Here is a 17480-nt window from a genome sequence, read left to right as displayed (position 1 = left end):
CGTCATGGCATCACTGATTCTTGGTCGCCAGCTTCACCCAAACGCCTGCGGGCCTCTTGCAAGGCGTGGCCCATGACTTGCCACCGCGCCATGGGGCCGCGCAGGTGAATGCCGTCCTTGCCGAGGTCGAGCATGACCCCGATCGAGAGCTGCATCTCCCTTCGCCCCGTGGAGGTTTCGAACGTGAGCATCGTTTCCGCATGCGAGCTGCTTGGGGTCGTGTCCTCGAACCGTAGGATGCGGAAATCCGTCAGCTTAAGCCCGCGCGCGTCGCGACGGGCTTCGTAGGCGAGCTTTCCGGCGCTCTTGCCGACGAGGTTGATTGATCGGCTCGACATCAGCATGAAGTTGCCGCTGGCCCAGCCGACCAGATAGTCGTGAAGCGCTTCTTCGGGCGAGCCGGGTTCCAGAACATGGGGCAGGCCAGGGAGGTCTCGGGCCGTCCAGGCGTCGAGTGCTTTTTTCTCCGCGTCTCGACGCGCTGCGCTGGTTACGGCCTCGTCGATAATGTCGCCAAAAGACTGTGAGGCCTTCTGTCGTTGGACCGCGATCCGTCCGGGCTCCTCGGCCTTCTCCTGCGCCCAATCGACCAAGGCCTGAAAAAGGTGCCAGGCCTTGGCGCAGGCGATCCGGTTCCCGTAGCCGCTATCACGACCATGCAGGATGCCGTGGCGGTAGGGGATTGAGATCGGGTCCCCCGTCGTTTTGCTGCGTGGCGCCCTGATGAGACCGATCAGGGCGGGCAAGCCGGTCGGGTGACCGACGATGGAATCAAAGGCCGTGAGATCGGCGTGCTCGGAGAAGACGCTGAAGCCGCCGACGTCATAGGCCAGTCCGTCCGAGGCCATGAGCAGGAGTGGTGTGGCGGCGAGATAGCGGCCCTCAAGGAACAGCGCCTTGGCCTCTTCAAGCTGGGGCTTGCGCTCGTACACCTTGTGGAAGCGATGGGAGCGCATGATCAGGAATCTCAGCGTCGGCTCATCGAAGATTTCGGCCAGCAACTGCTCCGCATCGTCCGTCCTGCCTGCGGTCTTGAGCGCGATCGCGGATTCCATCGCCTCGGTAGGCATGCTTCCGCAGGTGACCCAACCCAGGCCCGAGAAGGCAGTGTTGAAACGGTCGGGCAAAGTCAGGACGCCGGCCTTGTCGACGACCTCCGCGAGGGCTTTGGCGGCATCTGCCAAAGGGCCAACCGACGGCAGGATTCCGAGGCTCGCGATGAGACGCGCCGCCTCAGCCGCCTGCATCATCTCGGCTGCTGTCGGGTTGTCTGAGATTTTCTTGCCCATGACGGATCGTAGCAGCCGATTCGTTTCGGCAACCGTTTTGTCGGAACGTCGCGGGGCCGTCAGCCGCCTTGGGGCCCGGCCTCGGCGTCGGCCTTGCCGAGATCAGTAAGCGTCGTTCGCAGCGCCGAAAGGATGTCGTTCGCGTCTCGCACCTTCACCAGCGCTGCAAAATAGCGCGTCGTGCGCGCCATGGCGTCGATCGCGAAGAAAAGCGCCTTGGGAATCTCGGTTTCAAACGGTCCCAGTATCGGCCGGACGCCCTTGTCTCCCGTCCGAAGCTTCAGGGCGTCCAGACTATTTTGCGAGAGATGCCCGTAGAAGCCGCTCGCGAGACGATACTGGAGGTAGCCGGGGTCTCCGGGCAGGCTCGCCGCCAACGCCTTCATGGAGATCGGCCGGCGTTTGCCCAGCAGCGCGGCATGAGCCGCTTCTCTTTGCACCGACGCGGAATGGAGCTCGGCGTTTCCTGGGTAGGCCGCCCGGAGGAGCTGTTCCCGATCGACCGCGTGCTTGTGGTGATCGATGTCCAGCTCCTCGAGCGCCTTCTCCGGATTGGTCGCCAGAAGACTGAGCCAGAACCCGGCTTCGTGGATGGGGCGCACCGCTCCCACGGCCTCTATCGTCATGGCGCGCTCGGCAAGCATGATGCTCGCTGTGTAGGCGTTCAGCGCACGGCCGTAGACGCGGACGGCGGTCGGCGCCGCCGCATTTGCAGGCCCGCCGTCGCCGGCGTCCTGATGATCCTGGAATAGGCTCACGGCATACCGGTTCAGCTCGCGCGCGAGCTCGAACCAGTCACGGTAGTTGTCGATGTAGATATGTCGCCAAGTTTCGACCTGTGGCGACAGCAGGCCTTCATCGGCCAGCGCCTCGCGAGGGTCTGCCTCTTCCTGCTCGACCATGGTTCCGGTCCGTTCGTTCCAGCTTCGCGAACCTAACCCAAGGCATAGGCGATCCGCATGAGAGAGCGCGATGTCCGATGGCGGCCGTCAGGCAGATGACCCCGACAACCCCAATGGCGAGGACGGACGACGAGCGTCTCCCCGTTTGCTAGGGGATGGTGAAGGATGGAGTTGCGCCAGACCATGCCGTTTGGCTCGTCCTCTCAGTTGGCGGCGGCCTATGCGAGAAATGGGATGGGCACCTTGTCCAACGGTTGACCGAAAATGAGTGTTCTGACGCCTTCAGCACGCGAGCTAGAGTCTTGGACTCCATCGCGCGACTAGGTCGTCTTCCTCTTCGTCCTCTTCATCTGTCGGACCGTCGGCCACCAGGAGCATGGTCACCGCGTACCCGTTCGCCTGCCGCAGAACCTGTTCAAGAACACGTGGCGCCGGACGACCCCAATCATGCTGAAGCCAGATCGTCCCATCCATCTCGATCCAGTCAGATGGCGCTGAAACGCCAGTGTTCGGCTTAACCTTGGTGGCGCAATCTGACGGCAGGCGACTTTTCCATTCAACGGCCAGCCGCGGGAAGTTCACGTGTGAACGGGCGTAACGGACCACTCCACCGTAGGAAAAGACGATGGCGCACGGTGTCGAGGTCAGCTCGACGAACCGGTTCGCAGCCGCTTCCAGGCTGACATCATAGGATCTCGCCAGCTTTCTGACATGACCGACGTCCGGAAGACCAAGTTGGTCCGCGTCGCGTTCGAACCAGGGCTTCGGCATGAGGATGCCCGCGGCGAAACGGTTGGCTTCGGCTTCGCGCCGTTGCGCGGGTGTCGCGAATCCACGCTCGCTGAGGTGCGCCTGCGTGCACTTCTGATTCCCAACGTGGGTGGGGATCAGAAAGTGACCGAGCTCATGGCCGATGGTGAACCGTCGACGGCCGCCTGGCACGCCCGGCCTGCACAGAATGATGCCCTGGCTCTTGTCCGGGTCGGTCAGCAAGGCTCCTTCGAAAGAGGTCGTGTCCAAATCCCTGATCTCGAGGATGTTCACGGCCGCCGCGAGCGCCTCGATCGGAACGGGCGGCGTCCAGTCAGGGTGATGCCTCAGGATGGTCTGGATCAGCCGCTCGGGAGAGCTGCAGTCCGCCAAATCCATGAGGAGCTCGCTCACGGCTTCTTCAGGGCCTCAGCCATGGCGCGAACGGCCGCCCAGGCCTTATCGTCCAGCTTACCGTCAAACTCTCGATAGAACTGAAGGGCAGGTGCCTTGTCCGCAGGTTCGCTCTCATCAGACAGGAACGCCACAGTCACCTTGTAATAGTCCGCCAGCCCCCTGAGCAGGTCCAGGCTCGGGTTGGTGCTGTCGCCGCGTTCAAGCTGCCAGATGTGAGCCTTGGACACGCCGACGCCGTCAGCGACCTGCTGGAGTGATTGCCCGCGTCTGACCCGCAGGTCCTTGAGCTTGGTGGCCAAAGACATTCGGTCCCTCGGAAACGCCGTACAGATAAATCATACGCGCCGGAAGACGGTGTTGACAAGCGTATCGTCGTAAACTATATCATACGATGCGTTCATCGAGAGCGAGAAAGGAGGTGAAGGAAATGGGCAAGAACCAACATGTCGTCCCCCACGCCAATGGCTGGGCCGTTCGTGGTGCGGGCAATGCGCGCGCAACCACGGTGCATCAGACACAGGCTGAAGCGATCTCTCAGGCACGAGGAATCGCTCAAAACCAGCAGAGCGAACTGCTGATCCACGGTCGCAACGGTCAGATCCGCGAGCGTGACAGCTTCGGAAACGACCCCTACCCGCCGAAAGGCTGAACCTCGAAAGGCCGCGTCATCCATGACGCGGCCTTTCGTTCATCAGGAGTACTCCCAATGCGCTTCGAAGGCGCCATCGTTCGCGAACAAGGCATCGTCTTCGCCATCGTCGTGGTGAAGCGGCACATCCTCGACAACAACGCGGAGGCCACCCGGGTGGCGCACAGCTTCCAGCCCGCCTTTCCCGGTCTGCCCGTGGTGCTGATGGCGCAGAACCACCGGGGCGCGGCGACCTATTTCGGCCGGCCCGACATCGCGCGTTTCCTGTCCCGCGTCCCCGTCAGCGCCATTCCCTGGCGCGAATACACTCTGAACTGAGGTCCCCATGATGAAGCTCCGTAGAATCCGCCCGCCACGGCCGCCCAAGCCCGTCGATCGTGTGCAGAACATGCGAACGATCCGGCCCTTGGGGAAAACCAAATGGGTCCGCGCCCATTGGCGCTGGGACTACGATCGTCACGCCTGGGAGTGGGTGCTCGGACATTGGTCGAAGTAGGGGCGCGGGCCCAGCATCCGACGCGCCGCCGCAGGGGTCGAATACCGCCCCGCCAATGGAGAAGCCGAAATGGACGGCCATAACTTCGAGAGGCTCAGGGCTCACATCCTGCCTCTGTCGCTATCGCAGGACTTCGACGTTGCGAGGCGAGAGTGGGGGCTTGTCGCGGTGGAGATCAGCGACGAGTGGGACCACTGTCCGTGCGGCCAGGACATCAAGGAACATTGCTACATCCGCAATCGGATGACCGACCGCGAGACCTATGTCGGCAATGTCTGCATTAACCGCTTCATCCAGATCGACACCGGCAACCTGTTCGACGGGTTGAAGCGGATCGCGAAAGATCCCACGGCGAATGCGAACAGCGATCTGATCGAACATGCGATGCGCATGGGATATCTCTACGGCGAGAAGGAATACACCTTCCTCAAAAAGACAGTACGCAAGCGTATCCTGTCGGAGAAGCAACTGGCCTGGAAGGTCAAGATCAACCGACGCATCATCGCTCAAACCGTCGTTGTGAAGCGTACAGTCCGATAACTCCCTGTGCGTAATTCCGGTCTTTCGGGCTTAAAGAAACGGCGCACCCCAAGGAGGGTCCCGCACGGCAAATCCTTCAGTCGTGTCGCGTGTTTAGGGGCGTATTGCGATAAGCCCGGTGACCCGCTCCACCTTGCCCAGCCAGTTCGCCGCCTCTGCCCGCCTGTACTCCACCAGTTCCCGGATCGAGGCATAATCGTTCGGAAGGTTGCGGGCGAAGATCGGCTCATGATGGGCGATCCGGTTCCGGAACTTCCGAATCCTCTCAAGGTCGAGGAATATCTGCGCGCGCGCTTGCGCCACGGTCAGACCCGCAGGGATTCCAGGAAGGACGGTGCGCAGATGCGCGTCCCAGATCCGGCTGTCCTGCCCCTGAGTGAACACCTTTTCCCAGAACGCGAAATTGAGCTCTGAGACGACCTTGCCCACGGTTGGCTGACGCCCGGCGACCGTCCGAAGATTGCGCTGGGGATCGTAGTCTGTCTGCCGCCTAGGAACGGGGAGGCTCCTGATGAAACCGTTCACCCAAGGCCAGTTGGCGCCATGTACCGCCTCGATGGCGTCCCCCGCCGCGTTGCGGATGGCCACCTCGCACAGGTGAAGCGGCACCATAAAGGCTGCGGAGACTTCCATATTCCAAGCGTAAAGTTCCAACGCCTGGTCGACATGCCCCTGCTTGGCCTGCAGATAGGTCGCAAAACGGGGTGCCGATATGACGTCCGGCAGATCAGTTATTTCCTGCGGCGTGAAAGGCATTACGCTAACGTAGGCGGCAATGATCGGGGTTGTCGACGGAGTGACGGACTTTCACTTTCGAGTTGACACTTTCGCTCTAAAACCCCATCTGTTCGCCACTGGCTTTGAGACACGCGGGCGAAAGCCTCCCCTCATCGTCGATGGAATACGGAAAGCCCGCCAGAGATGGCGGGCTTTTTGTTGATCGACGTGGCTTGGCGTGTGGTTCCGGTGAGGGCACCCAGAAAAGCTGGTCGGGTGGAGGTCGTCCACGCCATCACGTCACAGGCCAATGGCTCAGGATCACCCCTTGTCGAGCCTGGCAAGGGCGGCCAGAACGGGCCGCAAGCAAAGGTTGCGGCATCTCAGCGTGTCGCGTCCAGGGGAGTGGCGTCTTGCACATCGAACGACTCGAAATTTCCGGCTTCCGATGCTTCGGACCAAACCCTATCCCGATCCTTCTCGATCAAGGCTTGACCGCCTTCGTCGGTGTAAATGGTGCGGGAAAGACCGCTGTTATGCTTGCGCTTCAGCGGCTCTTCGGCGTTACGCCGGACCAGCGGCGGCTTCGGCGACAAGACTTCCATATCCCGGCTATGGAAGTGAGTCCGCCCAACGAGCGCCGGTTCACCATAGAGGCGGTTTTGGCCTTTCCGGAGCTCGACGATCCGCTCGCGGACGCGTCCGTCGTTCCTGAGTTCTTCTCTCAGATGGCGACGGATGACGGCGGAAGGATGAAATGCCGCTTGCGGATGGAGGCGGTCTGGACGGATGACGGCTCCATCGATGGGGCGATCGAACACACCTATCGCGCCGTTCGGACGATGGGCGCCTTTACGGACGCTGAGTGTTCGGACCTGAAACCCAAAGATAGAGCCAGAATCCAGCTCATTTATGTACCGGCCTCGCGGGACGGGATCTCGCAGGTGACGGCCTTTTTGCGTGGACGGTTGTGGCGGGCGATCAACTGGTCGGAAGGCACGCGGACCACGTTCGCTTCGGCGGGCTCCGCCCTGAATAACGCGTTCTCCGGCGAGCCGGCCGTAGACGCCGTGGTCGCAGCAGTCACCAAACGGTGGCAGCAGGTCCACACCGCAGGCACGGACACCACGCCAGTGTTTCGGCCTATCGATCTCCGGTTCGAACAATTCATCCGCAAGGCTGAGGTTTTGTTCCGCCCCGACGAGGCAGGGCGCGAACGTGGTCTCGATGAGTTGAGCGACGGCCAGCGATCTCTGTTCCACCTTGCCATGACCGCGGCGACGCTCGACGTAGAGTCGAACCTGGCGACGGATCCCCGCCCTGATGGATTTCAGCCCGGCGGCATCAGCGTTCCCGCCTTGACCCTGATCGCCGTCGAAGAGCCAGAAAACAACCTCGCGCCGTTCTATCTCTCCCGTATCGTCCGACAGATCCAGGAACTGACCGCAGGGTCACGGGCTCAAGCCATGCTCTCGAGCCATTCGCCAAGCATTCTGGCGCGGGTGAAGCCCGAGCAAGTCCGTCATTTCCGCCTCGACTCCAAGACCCGCGCCTGCCGCGTGAGGGGGATCCGATTGCCTCCGATCGCGGACGAGGCTTCGAAGTTCGTTCGCGAGGCGGTGCGTACCTACCCCGAGCTCTATTTTGCCCGTTTCGTGATCCTCGGCGAAGGCGCCTCCGAAGAGGTGGTGCTCCCGCGCCTCGCCGAGGCCCTTGGCCTGGACATCGATCGGTCTTTCGTGGCGGTGGTTCCCCTTGGGGGCCGCCACGTCAATCACCTGTGGCGGCTGCTTGTCGACCTGGACATTCCGCACGCGACTCTTCTGGATCTGGATTACGGTCGTGCGGGCGGGGGCTGGGGGCGCATCAAGACCGCCTGCGCGCAGCTGATGGACAACGGCGTTCGGCCTGACCAACTTTTCCAAAGCCCGAGCCCGGCGGGCTCTTCGGCCGATCTGGCGGCCTTCGACACCTTCGCCGCCGCCAACTGGACAGACATTCAGACGTGGGCGCGATCTCTTCGAAGGTTCAACGTCTTCTTCTGTGAGCCGCTGGATTTGGATTATTCGATGCTGATGGCATTGCAGGCCGCCTATTCGGCGCCAGAGCCCGGGCGTTCCGGACCGTCCCCGGCCGGGGAGCCGCGAGACGCCGTGTTGGGCGACGGCGGCATTCACGCCCTCTACGACTCTAGCCAGGACGGCCTGTTGCGCTGGTATCGTTATCTCTTTCTGGGGCGAGGCAAGCCAAGCACGCATGTGCGGGTTCTGAGCGGTCTCGACAGTCCGGCCCTCGCTTCGGCGGCTCCCGAGGAACTGAAGGCCTTGCTCGGCGCCGTCGCGGTCCAGCTCGATCCCCCACCGCCGGCTGCGCCCGGGACTCTGACCGTATCGCTAACATCATGACGTTACGGTTCACCGCGCCAGACGACTGGAGGCCGCGCGGAATCGATGCCCTCGAACCCGCCGCGTGGACCGCGCTCCGCCACCCGGGATCGACCTCGGTGGTTGCAGGCCCTGGCGCGGGCAAGACAGAGTTCCTCGCTCAGAAGGCGACCTATCTGCTGGAAACAGGCCTGTGCCGCCCGCCTTTCCAGATCCTGGCCATTTCCTTCAAGGGCGATGCCGCCGGCAATCTGGCGGACCGCGTCAAACAGCGATGCCCTGCGGAGTTTTCGGATCGGTTCACGTCGATCACGTTCGACGCCTTCACCAAGAACCTGGTCGACAGATTTCACACCGCAATTCCCGCAGAATGGCGCCCGACGAAGCCCTATGAGATTGCCTTCTGGGATTACAAATCGACCAACTATTGGCTCACTCGAGCACGGCTTGCGGCGCCGGAGTCATGGAAGGCCGAAATCGAGGAGATCGGTCCTTCGAGTTTCGAGGGTCGCACTGTGGGGGCCAGACGCATGCTCGTTCCCCACCCGGAACCGCGATCCGGGGCTGAGTTTGCGACGACACGGTGGTGGTCAGAGCAACGGGGTGCGGGAGATCCATCCAACCTGACTTTCGTCACGTTGAACCGCATGGCCGAGTTGCTTCTGAGATCAAATCCTCAGATCGCGAACGCACTCCGCGCGACCTATCCCTTCATCTTCGTCGACGAGTTTCAGGACACCACCTTCGCTCAGTATGACTTCCTCTATTCGGTCTTCAGGGGCAGCAGCGCCGTCATCACGGGTGTCGGAGACGACAAACAAAGGATCATGGGCTGGGCCGGCGCGAGACCAGACGCCTTCGCCCGATTGGAAGCAGACTTCCACGCTCTACGGGTGCCCCTGCTCTTCAACTTTCGTTCTTCACCGGATCTCGTCGCCATCCAGCATGTCGTCGCACGCGCCCTCGACCCATCGTCGCCACAGGTCTTGGCCAAGACAGGCAAACTTATCGATGGCGACGTGGCCCAGATTTGGAACAGCCCGACATGCGCTCAAGAAACGCGCCATCTCGCGACGTGGTTGGCTAGCGACATGACGCGGAGAGGACGTCGCCCACGCGACTATGCGATCCTCGTCAAGCAGAAGGCGGAGGCGGTGGACACCGAACTCCGCGCGCCGATGGCCGCGAGCGGCTTGCGTATTCGCAACGAAAGCGCGCTGGTCGGCAAAGTCCCGCTTCAGGACCTGCTGTCAGACAGCCTCTGCCGGCTCGTCGTCGCTGCGCTGAGGCTCGGATCGGTCCAGCGTTCGCCTGCGGCCTGGCAGTATCTATCCGCCGCTGTCTCGGCGCTGAGAGCGATCCCGCCCGGCGACGATGCTGCGGACGCCCGGGCTGAAGCCGCTCTGTCCCGTTTTCTGGCCGGGCTTAGGAAAGACATGACTGAAACCGCGCCTTCGGCGGAGGCGGCGGTTAACATCGCAGAGGCCGTGTTGACCTTCCTCGACCCCGCGGCCGTTCAAAGAACCTATGTTGAATATGGAGCAGGCAATCTTCTTGAGATCGTCGTTGAAGGGCTCCTGCAGCACCTGATGGCATCGGCTACCGGGGTATCGACCTGGTCCGAGTGCTTGGATGCCTTCGAAGGTCTCGATCAGATACCTCTGATGACCGTGCACAAGAGCAAGGGGCTTGAGTACGACACGATCGTCTTCATGGGGCTCGACGACCAAGCTTGGTGGGCGCACAAACCCGGCGACAAAGAGGGCCTCGCCGCGTTTTTCGTCGCTCTCTCCCGAGCGAAGCAGCGGGCCATCTTTGCGTTCTGCCAACAACGTGGCCAACGATCAAAGGTAGCCGAACTCTACGCGCTCCTAGGGCAGGCTGGCGTTCCGGAAATTGCCATCTAGACCCGACGCGCAGACGCCTAAACGACCGTTTGCGTCAGTTGCTCATAGCGTCCGAACCTCGGAGTCTGTGAGCATGCTGCGGTCTGGCGGTATTGTCAGACTGATTGCGGCCAAGTCTGTCGAAGCCGTTCGACCATGCCCGCGCGTCGGTCGGGCTCCAGGCGGTCGAGGTTCAACTGCTTCCAACGCACGGCGGGGAGGTCGGCGGCGTCGGGCAGGCCGATGAGGTCCCAGTCAGGCGCGCCGGCCTTGAACCCGATCAGGAATGCGCGGTGGGCCTCGGGCATGTCATCGACGACGGCAGTGATCAGGGCGGTGCGCGCCGCGATGAGGTCCTCAAGGTCCACCGGGTCTTCGGTCATCCCATAGAAGCCGCGTTCGAACTCCTGGGCCAGATCCTTGGGATTGGCGCGGAGCACCTCGGCCATGGGCCGGTGGTGGCTGGTCAGATAGATCACGAACGCCTGTCGCAGTGCCGGCGTGATCCCCTCGTTGGCCAGAAGGTCGCGGACATCGAACAGGTCGCGGGGATGCTGGCGATCCAGCGCCGCCATGATCTTGCCGGCGTAGAGATCCGCGTGGGAAACCATCCGGGCCTCCGCATAGCCGAAGCGCTCTTCCACTGCCGCTGAAACCGGACGGACCTCGGGCTCGAACACCACGCCGCGCAGGACCGGCGTCACCTCCACCTTGATCACCGCGCCGTCCGCGCGGACGAGCAGCTTGTCGATCACGGGCTGGGCTCCACCCTTGCCGCGCACGACGACAGACCCCGGCAGGGCGTGTTCGATGGCGTCGGCGATTCGCCTCAAGGCCGCGTCGATTGCGGCGAGCGATGTGTCCCGATCCTCGACCGGCAGATAGGTCAGGTCGATATCCACCGACAGCCGTGGGAGATCGCGGACGAAAAGATTGATCGCCGTGCCGCCCTTCAGGGCGAAGCAGGGTTCCTGGAACACGAGGGGGAGGGTTCGGACGAGGAGGCGGACCTGCCGGGCGTAGACGTCACTGACCGGCATCGAGCGACCTCGGCACGGTGATCTTGTAGGTCGGGTCCAGTCTGCCGCTCTTGGCGAGCACGCGGTTGCCGCTGCCCAGATCGATGGTGTTACGGTCCAGGGCTTTAAGCCACGCATGACCGTGCCGATCGGCGAAATAGAAGAAAAGGCGTTTGACCTTCACGCTCACGCAATCCTCGAGCAGACGCTGGAGACGTCGTGGGCTGAGGGTGGCCAGGGCGCCCATCAACTGGTCCGCCTGGTCGAAACTCTCATGATCGGGGAGTTCGTCCAGAAGTTCGAGGATGGCGCGCTCGGGCGTCGACTGGCGCAAGGGCCATTGCCAGTGGCCCAGGGGGGTGTCCACCACTGCGGCGCGGGCCCAGTCCGCCAGGAGGCCGGTCTCGCTGGAGTCCTCGCCGAGCCGGGCGACCTCGAAGTATCGGGCGCTGCGGAACAGCTTCTGCGACGGATGATATTTGAACTCTACGTCCAGCGGCAGGTCGGCGAGCCAGGTCGGCGGGGTCTCGTCGCCATAGAGATGAACTTCCTTGCGGGCGGCAGGAAGGTAGTGGGCATAGCCCTGCAACTCGAGCGCGGTGCGGCCTCCGATCACAATGGAATAGTCGAGGAGGGCCTGGAGCGAGAGAACGGCTGTCGGCCAGTCGAGGGTTCCGCGCGGACGGCGGTAGACCCGGCGCGCAGTCCGTTCCAGTCGCCCCGAAGCGACGTATTTGGCACGGAGAGAATTGGGATAGCCGTTCTCGTTCATCCAGCCGGAATCGACCAGAAGGCCTTCCGGGAGGATACGTTCGAGCTTGTTTAGCTTTCCTAGCATTTGAACACTTATAGTGTCCTAATATGAAGATTGTCAAACATATTGGTTTGCCATTCGGCATATTGGAACACCATCAGTGTCTTAGTGCGCTCAAAGTCAAACTCTGGTGCGGGATTGATACCGGCGCGTCGCCCCGAGCTTAGGTCTTGGGACTGAAACGCTCACCAATCCGCTCTGCAGGCGCTCGAACCGGATCGTCGCTCAGATGCCAGCGCAGTCGGCCGACAAATAGCCAACACGTGCCAAGCGACGTGGCCTTCGGTTCGGCAGGAGCCTTGGAAAAAGAACGCCACGGAAACTGCTAGGGTTTGATCACTCACACCATTCTCCGGGTCTAAGCTCGCGTAACCATGTCGGCCGCATCGCGTCGGAACGGAGATAGGGTCTGTAAATCCTGCAGATTCACGGGGATGGCTCAGCGCGCTGAATCTCCTCGGCCACCGATCTTGTTGTGGCAAACGATGAGGTGGCAGCGGTGTGATCCTGCGACCAGAGGCCATCTGCTCGTCTTACCGGGGGAGAGGGAAGTCAAGCCACGCCGCCGAAACTCCTTTTCGGCGGGGACACCAGATCCCCGATCGACACGGCGATCATCAATGCGAGACCTGGGTAAAGGAGCCAGGCCGTCGGCCAGCCAAAGCTCGCCATCAGCAAGGCGGCCGCCAATACCAGCAGAGGTCCGACCATGCCGAGGATCATTCTTGACCATCGCCGATGACGCATCCCGCCGGCTACGTTGGCCGTCAACGCGATGACCGCGAACAGAGGGAGCAGGTAGCGGATGAAGACCCCTTCATACTGACTCAAGAACCCTAGACCCAAAGCCGCGGCCAAGCTGCCGAGTGCCGGAAAGCACGCCGCGCAGCCCATAGCCGCAACAATCGCGCCGACTACGCCCGCTTTGTCAGCCGCGCGGGTGATGGGTTCTTGGTCCGGCATGCTTTTCCTCGGTGAGCTGGAATATGGCGATCTGAGCCCAGCAAGTGTTGAGCGCGCTGGTGTCGATCCTCTCGGACAACCGAGTAGGGTCTGTAGTCCCTACAGATACAAGAGCGTTCTCGTCTTTGCAAAATCCGCCGAGTCGATTGCGTGACGTGGCGAGGCGAGGCTCGCCGTCATGGAACAGCGCCAGAGATCAGCCGCCAGAACCCTGGATGAGGCGGGATACAAAGGTCCGAACCTGAAAGCTGCGGGCGGGCAGGGGCCTAGTTACGGCGCCGGCCGGGTTGCGGCCTCGGAATCAAACAGGGCCTCCAGGATCGGGCAATCCGGCGTGGCCCCGTCGGCGCAGCGAGCGACCATATCGACCAGCACCTTTTCCATCTTCCTCAGGGCAGCCAGCTTTGAACGGACATCGCCCAGATGGGCGGCGGCGACCACGCGTGCCTCCGCGCACGGAAGATCGCGCTGCTCGGCCAGTTCAAGCAAATCCCTTATTTCATTCAGCGTGAACCCAAGCTCCCGCGCCCGGCGCACGAAATTCAGCCGGAGCAGATGGCCGCGGCCATAGAGGCGATGCCCACCCTCGCTGCGAGCAGGCGCGGGCATCAGGCCGATCTTCTCGTAATAGCGCACGGTTTCGATGTTGACCCCGGTCCGCCGGGACAACTCGCCGATAGGAAGCTGTGGGGCCGTATCCCGCAGGGCCGATTTGTCCATGAAGCGTTTTACCCCTTGTATCTGTAGTGACTACAGACCCTACCTTGTGTGTATCGACCCGTGAAGGCGTGAGGAGTGTCAATGGCAGACGGCAAGCAAGAACTCGGCGGACATCCGGCGCTTACCGACAAACCCAACGCTCGCGGGTGGCTTGCTGTCGGAGGACTTGCCGCCGCGATCGGCGCGACCTCCTGCTGCGTATTGCCCTTGGCCTTGTTCGCGCTCGGGATCAGCGGGGCGTGGATCGGCAATGTCACGGCGCTGGCCCCCTACCATCTTTATTTCGTGGCCGCCGCCGTGGTCTTGGTGAGCCTCGGCTTCTACCGGGTCTACCGTCAGCCGCAGGCCTCCTGCGACGAAGACGTGAACTGCACCCGGCCAGCCTCGACCCGCCTCGTCAAGATCGCGCTCTGGACGGCGACCCTGCTTGTCGCCCTCGCTCTTGCATTCCCCTATGTCGCGCCGCTGCTGATCGGCGCCTGATTATTTCCCGGAGACTTCGATCATGAGCCTTTCAATCCGCACCGCCCTCGTTTTCGCGGCGGCTCTCATGACCGCCGATGCCGCCCAAGCCGCCGAACGCACGGTGAGGCTCGACGTCAGCAATGTGTCCTGCGTGACGTGCGCGCCCATCGTCCGTCGCACCATCTCGCGCCTGCCCGGCGTTGAAGCGGTGACCGTCACCGTGACCTCGGGCGGGACTGGACAGGCCGTGGCGGTGGTGACCTACGATGACGCTCGGGTGACGCCGGCCGCCTTGGCGCTCGCGTCGACCAGGGCCGGCTATCCTGCCCGTGTTCAGGCGCGCCGATAGAGGCTGCCGGCGTCCGGTTGTGACGCCTCGAGGCCGATATTCGACCAACTTTCGCGCGGCCAGTCTCCGCGTCAGCAGACGCTCGTGATGACATCCAGCTCTCGCCGCTATCCGACGCAAGCCGGGCAACGTCGGGTTTGACGTCGCCTTGTTCGCGGCAGAGTCTATTTAGAAGGATCCGGACCGTATGAGTGATTGTTGCACGCCCTCACGGGATATCGCCAAGACTTACGATCTCGTCGTGGTCGGGGCGGGGTCGGCCGGGTTCTCGGCCGCCATCACGGCGGCGGAACAGGGCGCTCGGGTCGCGCTCGTCGGAGACGGAACGATAGGCGGCACTTGCGTCAACGTCGGTTGCGTGCCGTCCAAGGCTCTGATCCGCGCCGTCGAACCCCTGCACCAGGCCCGGGCCGCGAGCCGCTTCGACGGCGTCCGGGCGTCGGCTGCCATCGCTGACTGGTCGGGGACGGTTCGCCAGAAGGACAGACTGGTCGACGACCTTCGCCAGGCAAAGTACGAGGACGTGCTGCAGGGTTATGACGCCATCACCTACCACGAAGGCGCGGCGAGACTCGTCGAGGGCGGCGTGGAGGTCGGCGGCGTCCGGCTGACTGCGGACAAGGTGATCATCGCGACCGGTTCACGTCCGGGGGTTCCAGCGATCCCCGGCATCGAATCCGTGCCTTATCTGACCAGCACGACCGCGCTCGAACTGGAGGCCCTGCCCCGATCGATGCTGGTGATCGGCGGCGGCTATATCGGGGTGGAACTGGCCCAGATGTTCAGCCGGGCGGGCGTCCACGTCACCATCGCCTGCCGCTCCCGGCTACTGCCTGAGGGGGAACCCGAAATCAGCCAGGCGCTGCAACGCTATCTCATGGACGAGGGCGTCACAGTCGTGGCGGGGGCAGTCTACGGGTCCATCGACCCGTCCGGCGAGGGCGTGGCGCTCAGCTTCACGCAGTCCGGTGGCCCCGGGGTGACCACCGCTGAGCATGTTCTGATCACAACGGGCCGGGTTCCCAACTCCGATGGGCTGGGGCTTCCCGAGATGGGGATCCAGATCTCGCCAACGGGAGGCATCTTCATCGACGACCGGATGCGCACGACGCGCGCGGGCGTCTATGCCGCAGGCGATGTCACCGGCACGGATCAGTTCGTCTATATGGCCGCCTACGGCGCGCGACTGGCTGCCCGGAACGCCCTGAACGGCGACACCCAAGTCTACGACAATCGCGCCATGCCGGCGGTCGTCTTCACGGATCCGCAGGTGGCGACGGTGGGACTGACGGAAGCCGCAGCCCGCGCGGCCGGTCACGATGTGCAGACCTCGATGATCACCCTTCATCACGTTCCTCGCGCGCTCGCGGCCAGGGACACGCGTGGGCTCATCAAGCTGGTGGCTGATCGCGGCACGCGGCGACTCCTCGGCGCGCACATTCTGGCGCCTGAAGGGGCGGACAGCATCCAGACGGCGGCGGTGGCCATCAAGTGCGGAATGACAGTGGAGCAGTTGGGCGACACGATCTTCCCCTACCTCACGACAGTCGAGGGCCTGAAGCTGGCCGCGCTGACGTTCAACAAGGACGTCAGCAAACTCTCTTGCTGCGCCGGTTGAGGGGCACGACCGGATGCTTTCCACTTCGCCACTTGTCGGGTTGGCGAAGCCAGTCGTCCAATGTTTCCTTCAGGTCTTGGGACTGAATCGCTCACCAATCCGCTCTGCAAGCGCCCGAACCGGATCGTCGCTCAGATGGGCATACCGTTCCGTGGCGCGACTGTTGGCGTGTCCCAGCGCTTTGCCGATCATCGGGAGACTGGCCCCGTCCGCCAGGGCGAAGCTTGCGAAACTGTGGCGCAGGTCGTGGATGCGGACGCCTTCCAGCTTGGCTTTCGGGAGCACCTTGTCGCGCCAGATCTTGGACTCGGAGGTCGCATATCCGTTGTCGCCCTTGGTGGCCGGAAAGACAAACTGGCTTCGACCGCGGGTCTTGTAGAGACGCTGCAGGATTCCGAAGGCCATGTCGTTGAGCGAGATCCGACGATCCCCCGTGCGACCGCCCGCCTTGGTGCGGCTCGGCGGTAGCACGAGCCGGCGCCGGTCAAAGTCGACCTCCGTCCACCGCAGGCCCGCGATCTCGTTGCGGCGCGCGCCTGTCAGAAGCAGAAGCCGATAGACCGCGCCCTGCCGTTCGGAGATCGTCGCATCCGCCTCCAGGGCGTCGAGTGCGGCGATCAAATCCTGAGCCTGGGACTCGGACAGGAAGCGTTCGACCGCCGGTCGGAGCTTTCGTTCGACCTTGGCGCAGGGGTTCGGGCCGGCGAAATGCCCCTTGTCGATCGCCCAGTTGAAGGTCGCGCGCAGGGTGGAATAGGTGCGGTCAGCGATGCCTGCCCCGCCCTTGACGATGGACCGACCACGGAGTTTGGTCTTCACATCCTTGGCGGTCTTCCCGGCCGTGATCGATCGGATCATCCCGGTGATGTGGTCGCGGGTGACCGTATCAAGCGCCATCTTCCCAAGCAGGGGCACGACGTGGCGCTCGAGGTTCGTCCGGTCCATGGCCCATGACGAATCCCGTTTGGTCGGTTTGTCGTCCGGCCCCTTCTCCAGATAAAGCTCGACCAGGCCTTTGACGGTGAGGCCCTCGATGCGCCTGCGGGCTTCGCCGGGATCGATGCCGCGCCGCGCATCGACCACCACCGACGCCGCCTCCTTGCGAGCCCGATCCGCCGTGAGCTTGTCCGGCCCATCCCCATGCTCGCCGAGCGTCAGCCAGCGCTGGATCCCGCGGACCCGATATTTGATGGCGAACATCCTTCGGACAGGCTTGGCGGCATGGCCCTGTCCGGTTTCGGTCCCAGGATAGATCCGGAGGCAGAAGCCTGCGATCTCGCTGTCCCAGATTCGACCCTCGCCGGTCTCCGGAACGGGCGCGCTCTCAACCACGCGCTTGGTGAGTTTTTGCTTCGTCATGGTGATAGAAATATACGCTCATTTCCGAGCCACCGCTACCACTCCGCTACCAACTCAAGTGAAACCGGGCGAAACGCTCCGTAACCGGATAAACAAGAAAATCTATGTAAAACAATATGCAAAGCTGATTTTTGGAACGTCCT

At 62.9% G+C, this 17480-nt stretch carries 18 protein-coding genes; 8 read left to right on the top strand and 10 right to left on the bottom strand.

Annotation, left to right across the window (positions count from 1 at the left end; genetic code table 11):
- Nucleotides 1–2: 2 nt before the first annotated feature.
- The 4 genes from ACYX4P_RS00930 to ACYX4P_RS00915 all read right to left on the bottom strand — a co-directional run bounded on the left by ACYX4P_RS00930 (nt 3) and on the right by ACYX4P_RS00915 (nt 3657).
- The gene (locus tag ACYX4P_RS00930; RefSeq protein WP_183197743.1) at nt 3–1289 is read right to left on the bottom strand and encodes a hypothetical protein; all 1287 of its coding nucleotides are present in this window, start codon (nt 1287–1289) and stop codon (nt 3–5) included.
- A gap of 59 nt (nt 1290–1348) precedes the next feature.
- On the bottom strand, nt 1349–2191 hold the full coding sequence (locus ACYX4P_RS00925; protein WP_183197745.1) for a hypothetical protein: 843 nt from the start codon (nt 2189–2191) through the stop codon (nt 1349–1351).
- Nucleotides 2192–2485: 294 nt separating this feature from the next.
- The gene (locus ACYX4P_RS00920; protein WP_476070166.1) at nt 2486–3355 is read right to left on the bottom strand and encodes an ImmA/IrrE family metallo-endopeptidase; all 870 of its coding nucleotides are present in this window, start codon (nt 3353–3355) and stop codon (nt 2486–2488) included.
- The gene (locus ACYX4P_RS00915; protein WP_183197749.1) at nt 3352–3657 is read right to left on the bottom strand and encodes a helix-turn-helix domain-containing protein; all 306 of its coding nucleotides are present in this window, start codon (nt 3655–3657) and stop codon (nt 3352–3354) included. Before ACYX4P_RS00915 ends, ACYX4P_RS00920 begins: the two co-directional genes overlap by 4 nt.
- A 128-nt stretch (nt 3658–3785) precedes the next feature.
- On the opposite strand from ACYX4P_RS00915, the gene ACYX4P_RS00910 reads away from it, so the two are divergent.
- The 3 genes from ACYX4P_RS00910 to ACYX4P_RS00900 all read left to right on the top strand — a co-directional run bounded on the left by ACYX4P_RS00910 (nt 3786) and on the right by ACYX4P_RS00900 (nt 5043).
- Complete coding sequence (locus ACYX4P_RS00910; RefSeq protein ID WP_183197751.1) at nt 3786–4007, top strand: DUF2188 domain-containing protein; 222 nt, start codon at nt 3786–3788, stop codon at nt 4005–4007.
- Nucleotides 4008–4064: 57 nt separating this feature from the next.
- Nucleotides 4065–4325: a hypothetical protein gene (locus ACYX4P_RS00905; protein WP_183197753.1), complete on the top strand. Its 261-nt coding sequence runs from the start codon at nt 4065–4067 to the stop codon at nt 4323–4325.
- Between the two features lie 247 nt (nt 4326–4572).
- Nucleotides 4573–5043 (top strand): hypothetical protein, encoded by a 471-nt coding sequence (locus tag ACYX4P_RS00900; protein ID WP_287928168.1) that lies wholly within the window; start codon nt 4573–4575, stop codon nt 5041–5043.
- A gap of 93 nt (nt 5044–5136) precedes the next feature.
- Here ACYX4P_RS00900 and ACYX4P_RS00895 read toward each other — a convergent pair whose 3' ends face one another.
- Nucleotides 5137–5799, bottom strand: a complete 663-nt coding sequence (locus ACYX4P_RS00895; protein ID WP_221205270.1) for a hypothetical protein — start codon at nt 5797–5799, stop codon at nt 5137–5139.
- Between the two features lie 374 nt (nt 5800–6173).
- On the opposite strand from ACYX4P_RS00895, the gene ACYX4P_RS00890 reads away from it, so the two are divergent.
- Together ACYX4P_RS00890 and ACYX4P_RS00885 are read left to right on the top strand one after the other, a co-directional pair.
- Nucleotides 6174–8165: an ATP-dependent nuclease gene (locus ACYX4P_RS00890; protein WP_314122444.1), complete on the top strand. Its 1992-nt coding sequence runs from the start codon at nt 6174–6176 to the stop codon at nt 8163–8165.
- Nucleotides 8162–10051, top strand: coding sequence for a UvrD-helicase domain-containing protein (locus ACYX4P_RS00885; protein ID WP_314122443.1), 1890 nt, complete (start codon nt 8162–8164; stop codon nt 10049–10051). Before ACYX4P_RS00890 ends, ACYX4P_RS00885 begins: the two co-directional genes overlap by 4 nt.
- 95 nt (nt 10052–10146) lie before the next feature.
- Here ACYX4P_RS00885 and ACYX4P_RS00880 read toward each other — a convergent pair whose 3' ends face one another.
- The 4 genes from ACYX4P_RS00880 to ACYX4P_RS00865 form a co-directional block, all read right to left on the bottom strand.
- Nucleotides 10147–11010 carry a nucleotidyl transferase AbiEii/AbiGii toxin family protein gene (locus ACYX4P_RS00880; RefSeq protein ID WP_476070165.1) on the bottom strand — a complete coding sequence of 288 codons (864 nt, stop codon included), beginning with the start codon at nt 11008–11010 and terminating at the stop codon, nt 10147–10149.
- A 46-nt stretch (nt 11011–11056) separates the two neighbouring features.
- Nucleotides 11057–11887 (bottom strand): type IV toxin-antitoxin system AbiEi family antitoxin domain-containing protein, encoded by an 831-nt coding sequence (locus ACYX4P_RS00875; protein ID WP_312595174.1) that lies wholly within the window; start codon nt 11885–11887, stop codon nt 11057–11059.
- Nucleotides 11888–12415: 528 nt separating this feature from the next.
- Nucleotides 12416–12826: an organomercurial transporter MerC gene (merC, locus tag ACYX4P_RS00870; protein ID WP_287928162.1), complete on the bottom strand. Its 411-nt coding sequence runs from the start codon at nt 12824–12826 to the stop codon at nt 12416–12418.
- A 270-nt stretch (nt 12827–13096) separates the two neighbouring features.
- On the bottom strand, nt 13097–13546 hold the full coding sequence (locus ACYX4P_RS00865) for a MerR family transcriptional regulator (RefSeq protein WP_088582493.1): 450 nt from the start codon (nt 13544–13546) through the stop codon (nt 13097–13099).
- Nucleotides 13547–13627: 81 nt separating this feature from the next.
- Between ACYX4P_RS00865 and ACYX4P_RS00860 the strand changes: the two genes are divergently transcribed.
- The 3 genes from ACYX4P_RS00860 (at nt 13628) to merA (ending at nt 15978) form a co-directional block, all read left to right on the top strand.
- The gene (locus ACYX4P_RS00860) at nt 13628–14029 is read left to right on the top strand and encodes a mercuric transporter MerT family protein (RefSeq protein WP_205678540.1); all 402 of its coding nucleotides are present in this window, start codon (nt 13628–13630) and stop codon (nt 14027–14029) included.
- A gap of 22 nt (nt 14030–14051) precedes the next feature.
- Nucleotides 14052–14360, top strand: coding sequence for a heavy-metal-associated domain-containing protein (locus tag ACYX4P_RS00855; protein WP_312595178.1), 309 nt, complete (start codon nt 14052–14054; stop codon nt 14358–14360).
- Between the two features lie 241 nt (nt 14361–14601).
- The gene (gene merA, locus ACYX4P_RS00850) at nt 14602–15978 is read left to right on the top strand and encodes a mercury(II) reductase (RefSeq protein WP_276309718.1); all 1377 of its coding nucleotides are present in this window, start codon (nt 14602–14604) and stop codon (nt 15976–15978) included.
- 69 nt (nt 15979–16047) lie between these two features.
- Here the strand turns inward: merA and ACYX4P_RS00845 are convergent, their stop codons facing one another.
- Nucleotides 16048–17337: a tyrosine-type recombinase/integrase gene (locus tag ACYX4P_RS00845; RefSeq protein ID WP_088582489.1), complete on the bottom strand. Its 1290-nt coding sequence runs from the start codon at nt 17335–17337 to the stop codon at nt 16048–16050.
- Nucleotides 17338–17480: the final 143 nt, after the last annotated feature.

Source organism: Brevundimonas sp. ABV4_179, from assembly GCF_056311945.1.
The sequence above is the reverse complement of the archived record's forward strand: the minus strand, read 5'-3'. Positions and strand labels throughout refer to the sequence as shown.